Here is a 19,040-nt window from a genome sequence, read left to right on the forward strand (position 1 = left end):
ATGCAGTTCCAGCGCCTTCGGCTCGTCGGTTTCAAGTCCTTCGTCGATCCCGCGGAGGTGCATATCGAGCCGGGCCTGACGGGCGTGGTCGGCCCCAACGGCTGCGGCAAGTCCAATGTGCTGGAAAGCCTGCGTTGGGTCATGGGCGCCAACTCGGCCAAGGCGATGCGCGGCCAGGGCATGGACGACGTGATCTTCGCCGGCGCCGCCAACCGCCCGCCGCGCAGCCACGCCGAAGTCCAGCTGACCATCGACAACACGCAGCGGAAGGCGCCGCAGCCCTTCACCGACAGCGCCGTCATCGAGGTCTCCCGTCGCATCGACCGCGGTCAGGGCTCGACCTACCGGATCAACGGCAAGGAGGTGCGCGCCCGCGATGTGCAGCTGCTGTTCGCCGACGCCTCGACGGGGGCCAACAGTCCGGCGCTGGTGCGTCAGGGTCAGATCAGCGAACTGATCGCCGCCAAGCCTCAGAACCGCCGCCGCATCCTCGAGGAGGCGGGCGGGGTCGCGGGGCTGCACACCCGGCGGCACGAGGCGGAGCTGCGGCTGAAGGCGGCGGAGGCCAACCTCGAACGGCTGGACGACATCGGCCGTGAGCTGGAGACCACCCTGACGCGGCTGAAGCGCGAGGCGCGGCAGGCCGAGAAATACAAGAAGATCTCCGCCGAGATTCGGGCGTTGCAGGCTGCCCTGCTGTTCGTGCGCTGGAACGACGCCCGCGCAGCCGCGGAGGGCGCGACGCAGGAGCTGGCCGAGGCCGACCGGGCGGTGCTGGAGGCGACGACCGCCTCCGGGCGGGCGCAGACGGCGTCGCTGAACGCCCAGGAAGCCCTGAAGCCGGCGCGCGAGGAGGACGCCGTGGCCGGGGCCTTGCTGCACCGCGCCTCGCTGGAGCGCGACCGGCTGGACATGGCCGAGCAGGCGGCGCGGGCCGAGGTCGAGCGGCTGACCGCTGAGGCCGCCCGCATCGCCGCCGATGTCGAGCGTGAAACCGCGATGGCCGGAGACGCCGATGCGGAGCTGGCGCGGCTGGGAGCGGCCGTGGAAGCGTTGACGGCGGAGATCGCCGCCGCACCGGCTCGCGGTCCGGAGCTGGAGGCGGCCTTGGCCGCAAGCGAAGAGGCGCGCAAGGCGGCCGACGCGGAGGTCGAGCGGGTGGCCGGCGCCGTGGCGGCGGTCGAGGCGCGGGTCTCGGCGGAGACCGCCCGCAAGCGCGACGCGGAAGCGCGAGTGGCCCGGGCGGAGGGGCAGCTGGCTACAGCGAAGGCCGAGCGCGAGGCGCTGGGGCCGCTGGAAATGCCGGAGATCGAGACCGCGAAGGCGACGCTGGCGCAGGCTCAGGCGGAGCTGGCGGCGGCGCGGGCGGCGGTCGAGGCGGCGGAAGCCGATCGCGGCGACAGGGCGCGGGCCGAGCAGGAGGCGCGGCAGGCGGCCCGCGCGGCCGAGGACCGGCTGGGCCGGCTGCAGAGCGAGGCGCGGGGGCTCGCCCAGCTGCTGGTCCAGGGCAAGCGCGAGCATCCGCCCGCTCTGGACCGGGTCCAGGCCGACAAGGGCTATGAAGCGGCGCTGGCGGCGGCGCTGGGCGATGATCTGGACGCGGCGCTGGATGCGCGGGCGGCGGCCTGGTGGGCCGGGGCGGACGTCCCGTCGCCGTCATGGCCGAAGAGCGTCGAGCCGCTGGCGGACCATGTCTCGGCGCCGGACCAGTTGCGGGCGCGGCTGGCGTGGTGCGCGGTCGCCGACAGGGCGGCGGTCGAAGCGCTGGCGAAGAGCCTGCCCGTCGGCGCCCGGCTGGTCACCCGCGAAGGCGACCTGTGGCGCTGGGACGGTTTCGTGCAGCGCGCCGAGGCGCCGCGTCCGGCGGCCGTGCGCCTGGCCCAGCGGACCCGCCTGGCGGAACTGGAAGCCGAGATCGACGAAGGCAAGCCGGCGCTGGAGTCGGCGCAGGGCGCGCTGAAGGCGGCGACGGAGGCGTTCCGCGCCGCCGAGGAGGCGGTGAAGGCCGCCCGCGCCGCGCCCTTCCCGCTGGACAAGGCGGTTACGGCGGCGCGGGACCGGGTCGAGGCGCTGGGCCGCGAGCAGGCCCGCCGCGAGGCTCGGGCGCAGGCGCTGGACGAGACGCTGGCGCGGCTGGTCGGAGAGGTCGAGGCGGCGCAGGCGGCGCTGGCCGAGGCGCAGGGGACCGAGGCGCCCTCGGAGACGCTGGAGGCGCTGCGGGCCGAACTGGCGGCGGCGCGAACGGCGGCAGACGCCGCGCGGGGGGCGGCGGCGACGGCTCGGGTCGAACGCGACGCCGAGGCGCGCGAGGTCGCCGGACGGCAGACGCGGCTGGACGGACTGAACCGCGAGCGCGAGGGCTGGGTGGCGCGGGCGAAGGATTCCGCGGCGCGGATCACGGGACTGGAGAAGGACGCGGAGAAGACGGCGGCGCGGCTGAAGGCCGCGTCCGACGCGCCGGAGCAGCTCGCGGCCCAGCGCTCTTCCCTGCTGGACTCGCTGACGGCGGCCGAAACCCGGCGCCGGGCTGCGGCGGACGCGCTGGCGCTGGCGGAAAGTCAGGCCGCGGAAGCGGATCGGGCGGCGCGGGCGGCGGAAGCGGCGGCCTCGGCGGCGCGCGAGGCGCGGGCGGGACTGGCGGCGCGGGCGGAAGCGGCCGCCGAGAAGCTGGCGGAGACCGAGGCGAATGTGCGCGAGACGGCGCAGATGTCGCCGGAAGAGCTGGGCCGGAAGCTGACTGACGACGCTATCGCCCGCCCGCCCGACGCGGCGGGGGCCGAAAGCCTGCTGTACGGGCTCGAGCGGGAGCGCGAAGCGCTGGGGCCGGTGAACCTGCGGGCCGAGGATGAGGCGGGGGAGTACGGCGACCGGCTGCAGACCATGAAGGTCGAACGCTCCGACCTAACCAGCGCCATCGCCAAGCTGCGCGACGGCATCGACGAACTGAACGCCGAGGGCCGCGAGCGGCTGACGGCGGCGTTCGACATCATCAACGACAATTTCCGCACCCTGTTCGAGGCGTTGTTCGGTGGCGGACAGGCCGAGCTGAAGCTCGTCGAGAGCGACGACCCGCTGGAGGCGGGGCTGGAAATCTACGCCTGTCCGCCGGGCAAGCGACTGTCAGTGATGAGCCTGATGTCAGGCGGCGAACAGGCCTTGACGGCGACGGCGCTGATCTTCGCGGTCTTCCTCGCCAATCCGGCCCCGGTCTGCGTACTGGACGAGGTCGATGCGCCGCTGGATGACGCCAACGTCGACCGCTACTGCCGCATGCTGGACGAGATGCGGAAGCGGACGGACACCCGCTTCATCGTCATCACCCACAATCCTGTGACCATGAGCCGGATGGACCGCCTCTACGGCGTCACCATGCCGGAGCGGGGGGTGAGCCAGCTGGTCAGCGTGGACCTGACCCAAGCGGAGACGCTGGTCGCCTAGCGGGCGCCGCTGGGGCGGCTGAAGTGGAAGGCGAGGATGTGGAAGCCCTCGCGGAAATAGAACCTGTGCGCCCGGTCCCGATGCACGCCGGAGTGAAGCGTCGTGGTGGGGCAGCCCAGGGCGACGGCCCGGGCGTCGAACCAGCGAAGCAGGGCCGCGCCGTAGCCGCGCGAGCGATGTGCCTCGCTGGACACCAGGTCCTCGATCTCGAGACGGCGGCCGCAATAGGTGGTTTCGAACACCCGCCACAGGCCGATCGCCCGCACCTCGCCTTCGTCGACCAGTTGGGCCAGCCGGGCGCCCTCGCCGAACAGCCGTTCGATCTGGGCCGGGTAGTCGGCTTCCAATGCCGGTCGCAGCTGGCGATGCAGGGATTCGCCCTCCAGCAGCAGCGACCGGCGCGCGGCGGGGTCGTTCACGGACAGGGCGTCCGAGGTGCGGAAGTCGATGCGGGTGAAACTGGCCATACGGCCAAGCTGATGCCGGCGGCGGCTGGTTTCAACCCCGCCCCAGCACCTCGTGGCGAATGAACAGGCCGAAGATGGCCGGCCCCTCGAGGACGTAGCGGCGGAACATGCGGCGCGGCTGGGTCATCAGGCGGTGAAGCCACTCCAGCGACAGCTGCTGGTAGAGCCGCGGAGCACGCTGCTGGCGGCCCGTCAGGAAGTCGACCGAGGCGCCGACGCAGAGGGCCACCCCCTGTTTGCGCCCGGCGACGGACAGGGCGTGGGCGAAGCTCTCCTGCTTGGGAAAGGAGATGCAGGCCAGCAGGACGTCCCATTCGGCGCGGGCGGCCTCGTCCACGGCGGCGATCCAGCCGGGCGTTCCCGGAGTCAGCACCGGAGCGTCAATGAAGGTGAAGCGCCGGCTCGGATAGCGCTCGGCGAGTTCGCCGAATGCGGCCCGGTCGGGCCCGAATACGCCGATGGTGAGATCGCCAGTCAGGGGGGACGCGAGCAGGTCCGCGGTCATGTCCGAGCCCGGATAGACAGCCAGCGTCTTCCCGCGCAGCCGGGCCAGATGGGCGAGAACACGGCTGTCGCAGACCTTGAGGGCCGCTCCGTTGTAGACGTCCGGCTCGACGCGGCCGTCCATCAACTTGATGACATGGTCGACGTTGGGCGTGACCACATAGCCGTAGGGCTCGCGCGCCATGGCGGCCACGCGGGCCAGCAGGGCCGGGCGGTCTCCATCGGCGAAGTCCAGTGTCATGAAGCGCGTCATCGGCCAAGCCTACTCGCCACCCGGTCAACGGGCGGTTACGACAGGCGCATGGGAACAATGATACGCGCGGTCCTGATCGGCCTGATGCTGGCGACGCCGGCCTCCGCGGAGCCGATATCGCCGGCGCTGGACGGGCCGCGCCTGGTTCTGACGGGCGTGGGCCGGTTCGCGGTGCTCGCCGACCTGTCGACGATCAATCGCGAGGGCGACGCCGTTCGGATGAGGGCGCTGCAAGTGGCGGAGGAGGACTTCGAAGCCGGCGGCCAGACCTATTGGGGCGGCTGGTCATGGTGGGCGTTCGATTGCCGGGCGCGCTCGGCCGACCGGCTGGATTTCGTGTCAGTTCGTGAAGGCGGCGCCGAAGGCCCCTCGACGCCGGACCCCGCCCCCGCCTATCCCGCCGCACCGGGCGGAGACGCGGCGGAACTGCTGGCCGTCGCCTGTGACCCGGCCTCGGCGGGCGAGGCCGACGCGGATAATCTGGCGGACGCCGTCAGGGTCGGGCGGGCGGCGCTGCGTCTGGCCGGCTGACTCGCCCCCGAGGCTGTCCCGGTGGCGATTTATCCAAAGCGAGTTGCCGCCGCAGGTTTGCATAACCCGGATTTCCCCCGATAGTGCGGCTGGGGACTGATGGGGGAATGTTCAATGAATACAATATCTAAGATTGCATCTGCTTGTGTGCTCGCCTTTGCCGCGACACCGGCGCTCGCGCAGGACGCCACCGGCGGCCTCGATGGCCCGATGCGACAGGTGTTCGCCGCTCCTGCGGTCGCCGGCTACATGACCACGCCGACGGACGACGGGCCGCTGAAGCGAACCTGGACCTGGCTGTTCCTCAAGGACGCCATTCCGAGCGGGGCGGATACGCTGGCGCTGGAGTGGGAGATCGACTGCGCGGCAGGGGCGGCGCGGACGGTGCGGACCGTCCTCTATGCGGGATCAACCCACATGAAGACCGACGGAGGCCCGGCCGAACGCTCGGTTCCACCGGCCGGATCACCCGGCGCGATCACCCTGGCCTCGGCCTGCGCACCGCCGGAGCAGGCGCGAACCACGCCGGTGGCCAACGCCGCCGCCGCCCGGACCGCCGCCAACGCCCTGTTCGCCGCGACGGCGGCCGCAGGGCGGCGGTAGGCTCTAGCGAGCCGCCGCCTCGACCATGTTGGCGAGCGCGCGGGTGGCGTCCGGAAGGGCCGCCGCCCGCGCACCGCGGCTCATCGCCTCAAGCCGGGCGGGATCAGCAAGGATGCCGGCCAACAGAGCCGTCAGGGCTTCGACGGTGACCTCGTCCTCGAGCATCACCTCGGCTCCGCCCGCGTCCGCAAGGCTGGCGGCGTTGAAGCGCTGGTGGTCGTCCATGGCGATCTTGAGCGGGATCAGGATCGAGGGCAGGCCCGCCACGGCCAGCTCGGAACAAGTCGAGGCGCCGGCCCGGCCGACGACCAGGTGCGCCGCCGACAGACGCTGGGCCATGTCGCGGAAGAAGGGGGCGACCTCGGCGTCGATGGCCGCGTCGAGGTAGATCTGACGCGCCGCGTCCAGCGTCTCCGGGCGCGACTGCTGCTGCACCTTCAGCCGGGAGCGGATCGCCTCCGGAAGGGCCGCCAGCGCCCGCGGCGCCGTTTCGGAGAGGATGCGCGCGCCCTGGCTGCCGCCGGTGACCAGCACGCGGATTCGCTTGCCCTCCGCGGGAGTGCTGAACGGGCGATCGTACAGGGCGCTAATGTCCGGCCGGACCGGGTTGCCGATCAGCGTCACCCGGGCTCCGACGCCCTGCGGGACCTTCTGCAGGTTGGGGAAGGACGAGGCGACGGCGCCGACATAGGGGGCCAGCCAGCGGTTGGTGCGGCCCAGCACGGCGTTCTGTTCGTGCAGCAGGGTCGGCCTGCGCTGGCTGAGCGCCGCCAGAAGCGCCGGCGCCGAGGGATAGCCGCCGAAGCCGACGACCACCGCCGCATCGAGCCGCTTCAGCGCGCGGCGGGCCTGAACAACGCCCCGCACGATGGTCAGGCCCGCCTTGGCTAGCCCGACAGGCCCGCGGCCGGTGGCGGCGTCGAGGGCGATCCGCTCCTCGGCGGGGAAGGCGTGAGCGTACTGTTCGCCGCGGTGATCGGTGGCCAGCACGATGCGCCAGCCCCTCGCCGCCAGTTCGCGCGACAGGGCCTCGGCGGGGAACATGTGCCCGCCAGTACCCCCGGCGGCGACGACGCAGACTCTGGACATGGCGCTCCCTAGGGCAAGATCCGCCGCCGCTGCGGCAGGGTCGCGCCGGGCTCGTAGGCGCCCGGGCGGCGGCGGGTCAGGGCCAGCGCGAGACCCATGGTCAGGCCCATCGCCAGCATGGACGAGCCGCCGTAGCTGATGAACGGCAGGGTCATGCCCTTGGTCGGGATCAGGTTCAGATTGACCGCAATGTTGATGCACGCCTGCAGGCCGATCAGCATGAACAGGCCGGCGGCGGCGGTCTGCTCATAGGCGTCGTTCAGCTTCATCGCCCGCTTCATGCCGCGCACGACGATGAAGGCGTAGAGGCCGATCATGGCCAGCGACAGGACCAGGCCAAACTCCTCGGCGCCGACGGAATAGATGAAATCGGTGTGCAGGTCGGGGACGTGGCGCTTCATCACCCCCTCACCCACCCCGCGTCCAACCAAACCGCCAGCGCGAATGGCCTCGGAGGCGCGGTCGATCTGATGGGTGTCTGTCGTCTCCGGCGAGAGGAACCGGCTCAGCCGATCTCGCATGTGGCCGAAGGCGAAATACAGGGACACCAGCCCGGCCATGCCGGCGGCGGCCAGCACCGCCACCCATTTCAGCGGCACGCCGGCCATGAAGAAGACGGCCATGAAGGTGGTGGTGACCAGCAGGGTCTGGCCGATGTCCGGCTGGATCAGCAGCAGGCCAACGGTCAGAGCCCAGAATCCGAAGGCGATGCTGACGCCCGGGACCCCCTGCCCCTTCTGGGCCTCGGCGAACATCCACGCGGCGAAGACGATCAGGCCCGGCTTGGCGAACTCGGAGGGCTGGAGGCTGAATGGACCGAGATTGATCCAGCGCGCCGCGCCCTTCACCTCGTCGCCGATGAACGGCAGGGCCATCATGGTGAGGATGGCGCCGAGCAGGGCCAGGACGGCGATGCGGCGGACGCCCCGGGGCGACAGCAGGGAGGCGCCGAGCATCAGCACCAGCCCCATCGAGGCCCAGACCAGCATCCGCCAGGAATAGTGGAAGGGGTCGGTGATCGACTGGTCGGCATTGATCGCCGCCGGGCTGGAGGCGAAGCTGAGCGCCACGCCCAGCGCCATCAGGCCGAGCGCCGCCGCAAGCAGACCGCGGTCGACCGTCCAGAACCATTTGGCGATCGGGCTCTGGTCATTGCGGGAGAAGGCGGGGCTGTAGCTTTCGGTCATGACGACGCAGCACCGCTGGAGGTGTTTGGCGGAGTTGCGCCGAGGGCTAGGACGGCGGCGCGGAACGCCTCTCCCCGCGCCTCGAAGTCGGGATACTGGTCGAAGGAAGCGGCGGCGGGGGACAGCAGCACCACCTCGTCGCGCCCGGTCGCGGCGGCGGCCTCGGCGGCCTGCCTTACAGCGGTAGCCATGTCGCCGCTAATCCGGTGCGGGGTGTCGCCCAGCCGGGCGGCGAACGGCCCGGCCGCCTCGCCGATCAGGAAGGCCTCGGCGACGCGCGGGAACAGATCCTCGAGGTCGTCGATGCCGCCGGCCTTGGCCCGGCCGCCGGCGATCCAGAAGCTACGGCCGTAGGAAGACAGCGCCTGACGGGCGGCGTCGGCGTTGGTGGCCTTGGAGTCGTTGATGAAGCGGACACGGCCGAGGGTGCCGACATGCTCCATGCGGTGGGCGAGGCCGGGGAAGGTCAGGAGAGCCCCCACGGCCGCCTCTGTGGGAATTCCGAGGTCGATGGCCGTCGACAGCGCAAAGGCGGCGTTCTGGGCATTGTGCCGACCGGGAAGAGATAGCGCCCGCTCCAGATCGACCAGGGCTACCGGGCCAGGGGCGTTGTAGTAGAGGGTGCTTCCGATCGCATAGAGGCCGAGGGCGTCCTCCAGCGGTGCCTTGACGCTGACGCGGTCGACAGTCGCCCCTCGCGCCTTCAGCTCCGCGGCGATGGCGGCTCCTTCCGGCTCGTCGATACCTATGATCGCACCCGCGCCCGGGCCCGGCAGGTTCTGGAACAACCGCTTCTTGGCCGCGACGTAGCCTTCCATGCCTCCGTGCCGGTCGAGATGGTCGGGGCTGATGTTGGTCAGGATCGCCACGTTCGGCGCGAAGCTGGTCGTCAGGTCCAGCTGGTAGCTCGACACCTCTATCACATAGACCGCACCGGGCGTCGGAGCCGGCAGAGCGAGGACGCCGATGCCGATGTTGCCCCCGACGTGGACGGTCATGCCGGCCTGCTTCAGCACCCAGCCGATCAGGGCGGTGGTCGTGGACTTGCCGTTGGTGCCGGTGATGGCGACGACCGCCGGGCGCTGGTCCCCCGGCAGGGCCGCAAGGGCGCGGGCGAACAGTTCGATGTCGCCGATGATCTCGATCCCGGCTTCGCGAGCCTTGGCCACCGTCCAGTGCGGCTTCGGATGGGTCAGCGGCGCGCCGGGGGACAGGACGAGCGCCGCAAAGCCGGTGAAGTCCGCGGTGGTCAGGTCCTCGACACCGAAGCCCTCCGCCTCCGCCTGCATGCGGCTGGAGACGCTGTCGTCCCAGAGCACCGGCAGGGCCCCGCCGGCCCTGAGGGCGCGCGCGGCCGTCAGTCCCGACCTGCCGAGGCCGAAGACCGCGATCCTCCGTCCTTCGAAGCCGGGGACGGGGATCATGGCTCTATCGGAGCTTCAGGGTGGCGAGGCCGGCCAAGGCCAGCATGGCCGAGACGATCCAGAAGCGGATCACGACCGTCGATTCCGGCCAACCCATCTTCTCGAAGTGATGGTGGATCGGGGCCATCAGGAAGATGCGCTTCTTCGTAGCCTTGAAGTAGGCGACCTGGATCATGACCGAGGCCGCCTCGATGACGAACAGGCCGCCGACGATGCCCAGCACCAGCTCGTGCTTGGTGGCCACGGCGATGGCGCCGAGCGCGCCGCCCAGCGCCAGCGAACCGGTGTCGCCCATGAAGATCTTGGCGGGCGGGGCGTTGTACCAGAGGAAGCCGACGCCGCCGCCGATGATGGCCGCGCAGAAGATGGCCAGCTCGCCCGAGCCCGGCACGTGGTGGACGCCGAGATAATCCGAGAAAATGAAATTGCCGACCAGGTAGCTGATGATGCCGAAGGCCGCGGCCGCCATCATCACCGGCACGATGGCGAGACCGTCCAGCCCGTCGGTCAGGTTCACCGCATTGGAGAAGCCGACCAGGGTGAAGGCCGCGAACAGGACGTAGAACCAGCCGACGTTCAGCAGCACCGCCTTGAAGAAGGGGAAGGCGATCGACGTCTCGAGGTTGGGCGAGGTCGGCGACTGGGTCATCCACAGCACCGTCAGCACGCCGGCGATGACCGAGACGATCACCTGGGCGACCAGCTTCTGTTTCGAGGTCAGGCCGGCGGAGGTCTGTTTCGAGACCTTGGCGTAGTCATCGATGAAGCCGAGCACGCCGAAGGCGGCGGTGACGAAGCTGACGATCCAGATGTAGGGATTGGCTAGGTCGCCCCACAGCAGCACGGCCACGGCGATGCCGGCGAGGATCATCAGCCCGCCCATGGTCGGGGTGCCGACCTTGGACAGGTGCGAGACCGGGCCGTCGGCGCGGATCGGCTGGCCCTTGCCCTGCTTGACCCGCATCCAGGCGATGAAGCGGCTTCCCATGGCCACCGCGACAATCATGGCCGTCGCCATGGCGAGGCCCACCCGCACGGTCTGGTACTGAACCAGGTTCAGCAGCGGATAGTCCTGCGCGATGTCGGCGTAGTGGAGATACAGCAGGTAGAACATCAGGCGGCTCCTCCCAGAGCAGCAAGGGCTTTCGCGACCAGCGACGCCTTCGAGCCGTTCGATCCCTTGACCATGACGATGTCGCCCGGCGCAACCAGTTCGGCGGCCTCGGCGGCCAGCTCGGCGGCGGTTTCGCGCCAGAGGCCGCGGCGGGGCGGCGGCAGGACGTCGTGCAGCCGCTTCATCTCGGGCCCGGCGGTGTGGACCAGATCGAGGCCAGCGGCGGCGAGCGGCGCGGCGAGGCCCTCGTGGAGGGCGCGGGACTGGTCGCCGAGCTCCAGCATGTCGGTCAGCACGACGATGCGGCGGGCGCCCGGCCCGACCGGCTTGGCGCCGAGGCTGCGGAAGCCGGCGGCCATCGACAGCGGATTGGCGTTGTAGCTCTCGTCGATCAGGGTGAAGGCGCCGCCGGGCGCCTTGACCACGGTGGTCTGACCGCGGCCCGCGAGCGGCTGGAAGTCGGCCAGGGCGGCGAGGCCGGTCTCCAGCGGCACGTCGAGCGCGTCGAGCATCAGCAGCACGCACAGGCTGTTCAGGCCCCAGTGGAATCCGGACTGGCCGAGGACGAAGTCCACCGGCTTGCCGTACAGCTCCGCCTTCACCCGCGCGCCATTCTCGGCCGGCAGGAAGTCCAGCAGGCGGGCGTCGTGACCGGCCGCCGTTCCGAAGGTGGCCAGGCGGGCGCCGGCCTTGCGGGCCGCGGCGTCCAGCACCACCGCGAAATCAACCTCGCCGTTGAGCACCGCCACGCCGCCAGGGGTCAGCCCCTCGAAGATCGAAGCCTTCTCGGCCGCGACCCCGGCCTCGCCGTTGGCGAAGGCCTCGATATGGACCGGGCCGACGGTGGTCACGCAGGCGGCGTGCGGGCGCACCATCTTCGACAGCGGCGCGATCTCGCCGGGCGCGTTCATGCCGATCTCGAACACGGCGCGGGCGGTCGAGCGCGGCATCCGCGCCAGCGTCAGAGGCACGCCGATGTGATTGTTGTAGCTCTTGATCGAGGCGTGGGCGGGCCCCGCCAGATCGAGCCCGGCCTTGATCGCTTGGGTTACGCTGGTCTTGCCGACCGAACCGGTGACAGCGCCCCGGCGCACGTGCGGACTGCGCTCCCGGGAGGCGGCGCCGATGTCCTCCAGCGCCCGCAAGGTGTCGGCGACGACTACGGAGGGCCCGCCTTCGACCGGGCGCTCCGTGACCGCTCCGGCCGCACCGGCCGCGAAGGCCGAGGGGGCGAAATCATGCCCGTCACGCGCGCCCTTCAGGGCGAGGAACAGGTCGCCGGGGACGATCTCACGGCTGTTGTAGGTGATGCCAGCGACCTCGAACGGCGCGCCGGCCAGCCTGCCGCCAGTGGCGGCCTCGATCTCGGCGGAAGTCCAGAGGGGAGCAGTCTCAGGCATGGATACGCAGGGCTTCGGCGGCTTCGGACGCATCGTCGAAGGGGTGAGTCACTCCACCGACGATCTGTCCCTGCTCATGCCCTTTTCCGGCGATCACCACCACATCTCCGTCGCGCATCTGTTCGATGGCGTGGCGAATGGCGGCGCGGCGGTCGCCGATCTCCTGCGCGTCGGGACAACCTTCCCGCACGGCTCGCCGGATGGCGGCCGGGTCTTCCGAACGGGGGTTGTCGTCGGTCACGATGGCCACGTCGGCCAGCCGGCCGGCGATCTCGCCCATCAGCGGGCGCTTGGCCCGGTCCCGGTCGCCGCCGGCGCCGAACACGACGATCAGACGCCCGGTCGCGTGCGGGCGGAGGGCCTTGAGCACCGTCTCCAGCCCGTCCGGCGTATGGGCGTAGTCGACGTAGACCTCGCCGCGGCCGGGACCCGGAATGCGCTGTAACCGCCCCTGAGCGCCGGTGATCTTTTCGAGCCCCGCCAGCACCCGCTCGGAGCTCTCTCCGGCGGCGATGCACAGGCCGGCGGCGACAAGGGCGTTCGAAGCTTGGAAGGCGCCGGCGAGCGGCAGGAGCACCTCGTGCACCGTCCCGCGCACGTCCAGCGTCAGCCGCTGGCCTTCGGGCACGGCCTGTCGGGCGACCAGGGTCAAGTCCCGCCCCCGCTCGCCCACACCCATGACGCCCAGCCCCGACATGATCGAGGCGGCGGCGAAGCTGGAATAGGCGTCGGAGTCGGCGTTCAACACGGCCGTCCGCCCGCGCGGCAGCAGGGTCTCGAACAGGCGCAGCTTGGCGGCGCGGTAGGACTCCATGTCGCCGTGGTAATCGAGATGATCCTGGGTCAGGTTGGTGAAGGCCGCCGCCTTGAGCGAGACCCCGTCGAGACGCCGCTGGTCGATGCCGTGCGACGAGGCCTCCAGCGCCAGATGGGTCACGCCCCCGGCGGCCAGTTCGGCCAGCAGGCGGGCGGCGTCGGCGGCGTCGGGGCTGGTCAGGCCGGGGCCGGTCAACGCCTGATTAACGTTACCCGTCTGTTTCAAAACCCCAAGCGTGCCCATGCTCGCGGCGGACAGTCCGAGCGAGGCCCAGATCTGGCGGCAGAAGGCCGCCACCGAGGTCTTGCCGTTGGTGCCGGTGATGGCCACGCAGGTCGCGGGCTGCATGCCGTAGAAGCTGCGGGCCGCGATGGCGTAACTGCGCCGCACATCGCCGGAGGTGACCAGGACGGGGGCCAGGGCGGCGTCGGTGTCGACGGGAGCCAGCACCGCCGCCGCACCTTGCGACAAGGCCTGCGGGATGAAGGCTCGACCGTCGGCGGCGCTGCCGGGCAGGGCCACAAACAAGCTGCCGGGAGCCACCTTGCGGCTGTCGGCGGTGACGCCGGTGATCACCGGGTCAGCGGGCACGTCCCGGCGCAGCAGATCGGACAGCTTGATTGCGGCAGGCCGGACCGCGCTCATCGGCCGTCCCCCTCGACGTCCTCGAAGGCGGGGATGCGCTCGCCGAGGGCGGTGCGGTACTGGTCGGCGCGGCGCTCAATGCCGAGGAAGGGCGCGATGCGATCGGCGATGCGGCCAGCGGCCGGCGCCGCGACGAAGCCGCCGGTGCGCGGGAAGGTCCCCGGCTCGTCGATCAGGATGAGGATCGAGTAGCGCCGGGCGTTGACCGGGCCGTCGGCGGGGAACACCGCAGCGAAGGTGCCGACGGCGTGGGTCGGATCGTAACGGCCGTTGACCAGCTTGTTGGCCGAGCCTGTCTTGCCGCCGACGCGCAGGCCCGGCGCCTCAGCCCGGCCGCCAGACCCGCGCACCACGTTCCGGCGCAGCAGGTCCAGCAGGGTCAGCGAGGTCTCGGGGCTGACCACCTGGCGGACATCGGCGTTCGGCAGACCACCCTTGCGCAGGGTCAGCGGGATGAACCGCCCGCCGTTCGTCAGCGCGCCCATGGCGGCCGACATCTGCAGCGGGGTGATCATGATGCCATAGCCGAACGACAGCGACGCCAGCGTCGAGTCGTCCCATTTGTTCGGCCGTCGGGGCCTGGCGGATTCGTGCAGTTCGATCGGCGCGGCGTCGAGCAGGCCGAAGCGGGTGAAATAGTCGCGCATCGTCGCGGGCCCCATCTCGACCGCGAGCCGCGAGGTGCCGATGTTGGACGAGTGCAGATAGACCTCTTCCAGCGTCAGCACCTGATTGGTGGCATGGAAGTCGGTGATGCGGCGGTTGCCGATCATGAAGGCCTGCGAAGCGTCGAACAGGGTGTTCATGTCGGCCCGGCCCGTGTCGAGGCCCGCGGCGACAGTGAAGGTCTTGAACACCGAGCCCATTTCGTAGTGGGCGGACGTGGCGCGGTTCAGCCGGTCGGTCGTCGGCCAGCTGGCCATGCCGAGGATTTCGCCCGTCTGGACGTCGGCGATGATGCCGACCGCACCCTTGGCCTGACTCTCGGCGACGGCGCGGGCCAGTTCATTCTCCAGCACGCCCTGGATGCGGAGGTCGATCGACAGGGGGAAGTTCTCGCCGCGCGCGCCGGCGTCGCGGATCTCGCGGTTGAAGGCGAGTTCCGCTCCGGTGAGCCCCTGGCCGCCGGTGTCGGTGACGCCCAGCACGTGGGTGGCCGACGCGCCCAGCGGATAGACCCGGCGATCCTCGGGCTCGAAGCTGACGCCGCCGAGGGCGAGGCCGTGCACGGCCGCCTTCTCCCCCGGAGTCAGGCCGGGCATGACGATCAGCCGCCGGTCGCCAGACAGCACGCGGTTCAACCGCGTCATGGAAATCCGCGGCAGCACCCGCTTGATCTGGATGGCGGCGGCGCGTCGGTCCCAGACCTCGGCCGGGTCGATGTAGAGGCCGTAGTGGACGATGTTGGTGGCCAGAAGCGCGCCATTGCGATCGACCACGTCAGCTCTCGACACGGCGTTCGGATGGCCGATTGAACCGACGCCGCCCTTCGGCGCCAGCAGGGCGGCGTTGACCGCACCAAGGGCCAGGCAGACGAACACGGCCGAGAACAGCGACAGGATGACGAAGATGCGGACCCGGGTGTCCTCCTCGGGCCGGGCGTCGGCCCGGGCGCGCCCGAAGGAATGCTCGATCCGCCACATGATCTCGGTCAGCCAGCGCCACGACGACAGCGACAGGCCGCCGGAGCGTCCGGGGGCGCGGCGATCCCAAGCCTGCGGGTCGTGCACGCTCATTGCGCCGGCTCCGCGGAAGCGGCCGCAACGGCTGGCGTTTCAGCCGCTTCCGATGCGGCGGGGAGCGTCGGGGCGATAATCACGGCGGGCGGCGGTTCGGGGATCGGCGCCAATTCGGGCAGGCTGGCCACCGTCGCCTGACGATGCACGTCGACCGGCCCCAGACCCGCGCCCCGCGACAGGGCTTCCAGCCGGCCGGGCTGTTCCAGGCGGGCGACCTCGGCGCGCAGCAGGCGCACGCGCTGGCCGTTCTGGGTGATCTGCCGCTCCAGATTGGCGATGCGGGCGCTCTCGCTCGCCGCCGCGGCCTTGGCCAGATAGACCGAGAAGATCATCGCCGCGACCAGCACCAGGCCGATGATTTCGATCCAGCGGACGCCGCGGACCTTCCAGTCGAACACGCGTTTCAGGGTTCCGACCGCGATCATGCCGCTATCCTCCCCCAGGCCGGGGCGTCGGTGCGGACCGCGGCGCGCAGCTTGGCCGAACGGGCGCGGGGATTGGCGGCGCGTTCTTCCTCGCTGGCCTCGCGCGCGCCCTTGAAAATCAGGGTGAAGCTGGGCTTGCGGGTATCGACGGCGATCGGCGCGTGGCGCGACCCGCCGGGCGCGGCGCCGGTCCGCTCGGTCAGGAACGCCTTGACGATGCGGTCCTCCAATGAATGGAAGGTGACGACCGCCAGGCGCCCGCCGGGGGTCAGCGTGGCCTCGGCCGCCTCCAGACCGGCGCGGAGCTCCCCCAGCTCGTCGTTGACGGCGATGCGCAGGGCCTGAAACACGCGGGTGGCGGGATGGATCGGCGCGCCGCGGCGACCACCCAGGGCCTTCTCCACCACCTCGGCCAGATCGAGGGTGCGGCTGAACGGCTTTTCGGCCCGGCGGCGCAGAATAGCGGTGGCGATACGGCCCGACTGGCGTTCGTCGCCATACAGTTTGAAGATATGGGCCAGCGGCCCGTGGTCCCAGCTGTTGACGATGTCTGCGGCGGTCTCGCCCTCGTCCGACATGCGCATGTCGAGCGGCCCGTCACGCATGAAGGAGAAGCCGCGCTCGGCCTGATCCAGCTGCATGGACGAGACGCCGATGTCGAACACGACGCCGTCCAGCCGCGCCTGGCCGGCTTCGGCGAACGCTTGGGCCAGATCCGAGAACGGCGTGCGGATCAGCCGGAACCGGCCCGGGAAGTCATTGGCGACGGCGTCGGCGTGCGGCTGCACCGTTGGATCGCGATCCAGCGCGATGACCGTCGCCCCGGTGGCGAGAATGGCGCGGGTGTAGCCGCCGGCGCCGAAGGTGGCGTCGATGATCACGTCGCCGGGCTTCGCGTCCAGCGCCTCGAGCACTTCGGCCAGAAGGACGGGGGCGTGCGGACTCATGCACCCTCCCCGCCCGGTCGACGGCCGGCGAGCAGCGCCTTGCGCCCCGCCTCACCCCGCTCGCGCACCGCCTGACGGGCCAGCGCCCGACGCTCGTCGCGGCGCGCGTTCCAGCGGGCGCGATCCCAGATCTGGAAGCGCGAACCGAGGCCCACGATGACAACGTCCTCGCCGAGACCGGCGTCTTGACAGAGGTGTTCCGGCAGGGTGATGCGACCGCCGCCATCGTAAGCCAGCGGGCGCTGCCCGGCGTAGAAGGTCTCCTCCAGCGCCGTGCGCACGTCGTCGCCGAAGGGCAGTTCCTCGATCATCGAGACGTATTCGGCCATCAGCTTGTCGCCGCCGGCCTCGAGGCAATCGGACTCGATCGAGAAGAAGCAGAAGACGCCGTGCTCCGCGCCGTTGTCGGCCGTGCGGAACTCCTGCGGGATCAGCAGGCGGCGCTTGCCATCCAGTTGTTTCTCGTAAGTCGAGAGAAACACGCCCTGCCCCAACTCGGACCCTTCGATCCGCCCCTCTGCGTCATGGGCGCACCCACGCGCCCGCCGAACCCCAACTCAAGCCTATGGGATAGCATGGGATCAAATGGGTCTCAATGGGATTAGTTGACGGAAGTTAACCTCGACCGTCTAGCTGAAGCCTGTAATTTTGTGAACATACACAGAACATCGGAAGTATAGACAGGCTGTGGATAAATGTTGCGCTGCAAAAGGTTAACGGCGGCTCTGCCGGAACCCTGCGGCGGCATCGGCCTCAAGCAGCGAGCCGCCGCAGCGGGCCGTACAAGGGAGAAAGGTCAGACGGCCTGTAAGCCGGGTTCTGTTCCGCACCGAAGTGCGGCGACGATCATTCCTCTGGACCGGCCATTGCTGACCGGTTCTCGCGACCTACCCGGACGCCTCGGGCGGTGAACCCTGCGGCCGAAGCCGCGCGACGTCCCTATTCGGTCTTGCTCCAGGCGGGGCTTGCCATGCCGTCCCTGTTGCCAGCGACGCGGTGGGCTCTTACCCCACCCTTTCACCCTTCCCTGCTCCGAAGAGCAGGCGGTTTGCTTTCTGTGGCGCTATCCCTCGGGTCGCCCCGGGCGGAAGTTATCCGCCGCCATTTCACCGTGGAGCCCGGACTTTCCTCGACGGGAGCATAACCCCCGCCGCGACCGCCCGGCCGTCTGACGGGGGTCTAAGTGGGGGCTTCGGGCGGCGAGGTCAATGTCGCCGGATCAGCCGGAGCGTAGCCGTAAATCCAGATACCCCGCTCGTCTTCCCGCCAAGGCAGACGCAAACGCTTCACCAGATCACGCAACTGAGTGGTGCAGTCGATGATCTCGGGAGCAACCAGCATTCCCCGATGTTTGAGGTAGCGCGGAACGATCCGCATCCACTCAATGCTGAGAACCGGCTCAAGGCTCTCGGCGCTCCAGTCGCCCCAGTGGTCGACATCATCGCTCGCCCACAAGACCTGCCGGGGTCCGGTCATATCCTGAATCTGGAACGGCGGCGGAAAAGGCAGTTCCTCGTGGACCGCCTTGCAAAGCGGCGCCCATCGCGTGCGATTCATGAAGGAGGCAAGCCCTCGTCGGTCCATCTCTGTCTGAATGCCCGCCTCAAGCTTCGGAAGCACGACCTTGAGGTAGTGTTCCCGGTTGGCGGCGCGTGCCTGCGCGAGTTCAGCCTCGCTGCCCGGGGGCTGGAGAGTCACTGCAAGACTCCGGTGACGCTCTCCGCCGTGGCCCGCTGGAGCACGCCCATCAATGTGGCCCGGGTCTCTCCGTCGGCGACGCCATCGACCTTCGCGGGACGCCAGTGGCGCTGGAAGGCTTCAACGGTTAGCTTCGTGGCCTCGTCGTAGTCGCCGCCGGGCTGGAGCCCGTAACCGAGCCGGTGCAGGCCGGCGCGCAGGACGATGACGCCCAGCCCTTCGTCGCCGACGGCCAGCGGGGCGCCGAGGGCGTGGATTCGTTCCGGCGCCGGCTCGAACCACAGGCCATGGCCGAGCGAGGCCAGGCGCTTCCACGGGAAGCGTTCGCCGGGATCCTGCTTGCGGTCCGGAGCGAGGTCGGAGTGGGCGATGATGCGGGCGTCGGGGATGGTCCAGCGCGACCGGATGTCGCTGACCAGGCTGATCACGGCGTCCATCTGCGCGTCGGGGAAGTCCCGGTAGCCGAACTCGTGGCCGGGATTGACGATCTCGATGCCGATCGAGGCGGCGTTGCAGTCGGTCTCGCCTTGCCAGGCGCCGCGACCGGCGTGCCAGGCGCGATGCTCCTCGGCCACCAGCCGCAGGATCGCGCCATCCTCGTCGACGACATAATGGGCTGAAACCCGCGCCTCCGGGTCGCGCAGACGGGCGACGGCGTCCTCCGCCGTGCGCATGCCTGTGTAGTGCAGCACCAGCATGTCGGGCGGGGCCCGCCGCTTGTCGAAATTGGGCGACGGCGCGTCCCGGACGACCAGCATC

Annotated in this window: 17 protein-coding genes and 1 other RNA gene; 3 read left to right on the top strand and 15 right to left on the bottom strand. The window is 70.4% G+C overall.

Annotated elements, in window-relative coordinates:
- Positions 1–3,438, top strand: coding sequence for a chromosome segregation protein SMC (gene smc, locus VEC04_RS12415; RefSeq protein ID WP_324777302.1), 3,438 nt, complete (start codon positions 1–3; stop codon positions 3,436–3,438).
- Here the strand turns inward: smc and VEC04_RS12420 are convergent.
- Positions 3,435–3,905, bottom strand: a complete 471-nt coding sequence (locus VEC04_RS12420) for a GNAT family N-acetyltransferase (protein ID WP_324777303.1) — start codon at positions 3,903–3,905, stop codon at positions 3,435–3,437. The genes smc and VEC04_RS12420 overlap by 4 nt on opposite strands.
- Before the next feature lie 31 nt (positions 3,906–3,936).
- Positions 3,937–4,650, bottom strand: a complete 714-nt coding sequence (locus VEC04_RS12425; protein ID WP_324777304.1) for a WecB/TagA/CpsF family glycosyltransferase — start codon at positions 4,648–4,650, stop codon at positions 3,937–3,939.
- Positions 4,651–4,719: 69 nt separating this feature from the next.
- Between VEC04_RS12425 and VEC04_RS12430 the strand changes: the two genes are divergently transcribed.
- Both VEC04_RS12430 and VEC04_RS12435 read left to right on the top strand, forming a co-directional pair.
- Positions 4,720–5,193, top strand: a complete 474-nt coding sequence (locus VEC04_RS12430; RefSeq protein ID WP_324777305.1) for a hypothetical protein — start codon at positions 4,720–4,722, stop codon at positions 5,191–5,193.
- Positions 5,194–5,340: 147 nt separating this feature from the next.
- On the top strand, positions 5,341–5,796 hold the full coding sequence (locus VEC04_RS12435) for a hypothetical protein (protein ID WP_324777306.1): 456 nt from the start codon (positions 5,341–5,343) through the stop codon (positions 5,794–5,796).
- 3 nt (positions 5,797–5,799) lie between these two features.
- Here the strand turns inward: VEC04_RS12435 and murG are convergent, their stop codons facing one another.
- The 13 genes from murG to VEC04_RS12500 form a co-directional block, all read right to left on the bottom strand.
- Entirely contained in the window at positions 5,800–6,885 is a 1,086-nt protein-coding gene (gene murG / locus VEC04_RS12440) for an undecaprenyldiphospho-muramoylpentapeptide beta-N-acetylglucosaminyltransferase (RefSeq protein WP_324777307.1), read from the bottom strand.
- A gap of 8 nt (positions 6,886–6,893) precedes the next feature.
- A complete protein-coding gene (gene ftsW, locus VEC04_RS12445; protein WP_324777308.1) occupies positions 6,894–8,072 on the bottom strand; it encodes a putative lipid II flippase FtsW in 1,179 nt (392 codons plus the stop codon).
- Positions 8,069–9,496, bottom strand: a complete 1,428-nt coding sequence (gene murD, locus VEC04_RS12450; RefSeq protein ID WP_324777309.1) for a UDP-N-acetylmuramoyl-L-alanine--D-glutamate ligase — start codon at positions 9,494–9,496, stop codon at positions 8,069–8,071. Before murD ends, ftsW begins: the two co-directional genes overlap by 4 nt.
- A gap of 4 nt (positions 9,497–9,500) precedes the next feature.
- The gene (gene mraY, locus VEC04_RS12455) at positions 9,501–10,610 is read right to left on the bottom strand and encodes a phospho-N-acetylmuramoyl-pentapeptide-transferase (protein ID WP_324777310.1); all 1,110 of its coding nucleotides are present in this window, start codon (positions 10,608–10,610) and stop codon (positions 9,501–9,503) included.
- On the bottom strand, positions 10,610–12,010 hold the full coding sequence (locus VEC04_RS12460) for a UDP-N-acetylmuramoyl-tripeptide--D-alanyl-D-alanine ligase (RefSeq protein ID WP_324777311.1): 1,401 nt from the start codon (positions 12,008–12,010) through the stop codon (positions 10,610–10,612). The genes mraY and VEC04_RS12460 overlap by 1 nt, the downstream gene beginning before the upstream one ends.
- Entirely contained in the window at positions 12,003–13,472 is a 1,470-nt protein-coding gene (locus VEC04_RS12465; RefSeq protein WP_324777312.1) for a UDP-N-acetylmuramoyl-L-alanyl-D-glutamate--2,6-diaminopimelate ligase, read from the bottom strand. The genes VEC04_RS12460 and VEC04_RS12465 overlap by 8 nt, the downstream gene beginning before the upstream one ends.
- A complete protein-coding gene (locus VEC04_RS12470) occupies positions 13,469–15,208 on the bottom strand; it encodes a penicillin-binding protein 2 (RefSeq protein ID WP_324777313.1) in 1,740 nt (579 codons plus the stop codon). The genes VEC04_RS12465 and VEC04_RS12470 overlap by 4 nt, the downstream gene beginning before the upstream one ends.
- Positions 15,205–15,636 (bottom strand): cell division protein FtsL, encoded by a 432-nt coding sequence (gene ftsL, locus VEC04_RS12475; RefSeq protein WP_324777314.1) that lies wholly within the window; start codon positions 15,634–15,636, stop codon positions 15,205–15,207. Before ftsL ends, VEC04_RS12470 begins: the two co-directional genes overlap by 4 nt.
- The gene (gene rsmH, locus VEC04_RS12480) at positions 15,633–16,583 is read right to left on the bottom strand and encodes a 16S rRNA (cytosine(1402)-N(4))-methyltransferase RsmH (protein WP_324777315.1); all 951 of its coding nucleotides are present in this window, start codon (positions 16,581–16,583) and stop codon (positions 15,633–15,635) included. Before rsmH ends, ftsL begins: the two co-directional genes overlap by 4 nt.
- Entirely contained in the window at positions 16,580–17,065 is a 486-nt protein-coding gene (locus tag VEC04_RS12485) for a division/cell wall cluster transcriptional repressor MraZ (protein ID WP_324777316.1), read from the bottom strand. The genes rsmH and VEC04_RS12485 overlap by 4 nt, the downstream gene beginning before the upstream one ends.
- A gap of 310 nt (positions 17,066–17,375) precedes the next feature.
- Positions 17,376–17,755: RNase P RNA component class A (rnpB, locus tag VEC04_RS12490), an RNA gene on the bottom strand.
- A 7-nt stretch (positions 17,756–17,762) separates the two neighbouring features.
- A complete protein-coding gene (locus tag VEC04_RS12495) occupies positions 17,763–18,281 on the bottom strand; it encodes a DUF6678 family protein (RefSeq protein ID WP_324777317.1) in 519 nt (172 codons plus the stop codon).
- On the bottom strand, positions 18,278–19,039 hold the full coding sequence (locus VEC04_RS12500) for an N-acetylmuramoyl-L-alanine amidase (protein WP_324777318.1): 762 nt from the start codon (positions 19,037–19,039) through the stop codon (positions 18,278–18,280). Before VEC04_RS12500 ends, VEC04_RS12495 begins: the two co-directional genes overlap by 4 nt.
- Position 19,040: the final 1 nt, after the last annotated feature.

The organism is Brevundimonas sp., assembly GCF_035626535.1.
Taxonomy (GTDB): Bacteria; Pseudomonadota; Alphaproteobacteria; order Caulobacterales; family Caulobacteraceae; genus Brevundimonas.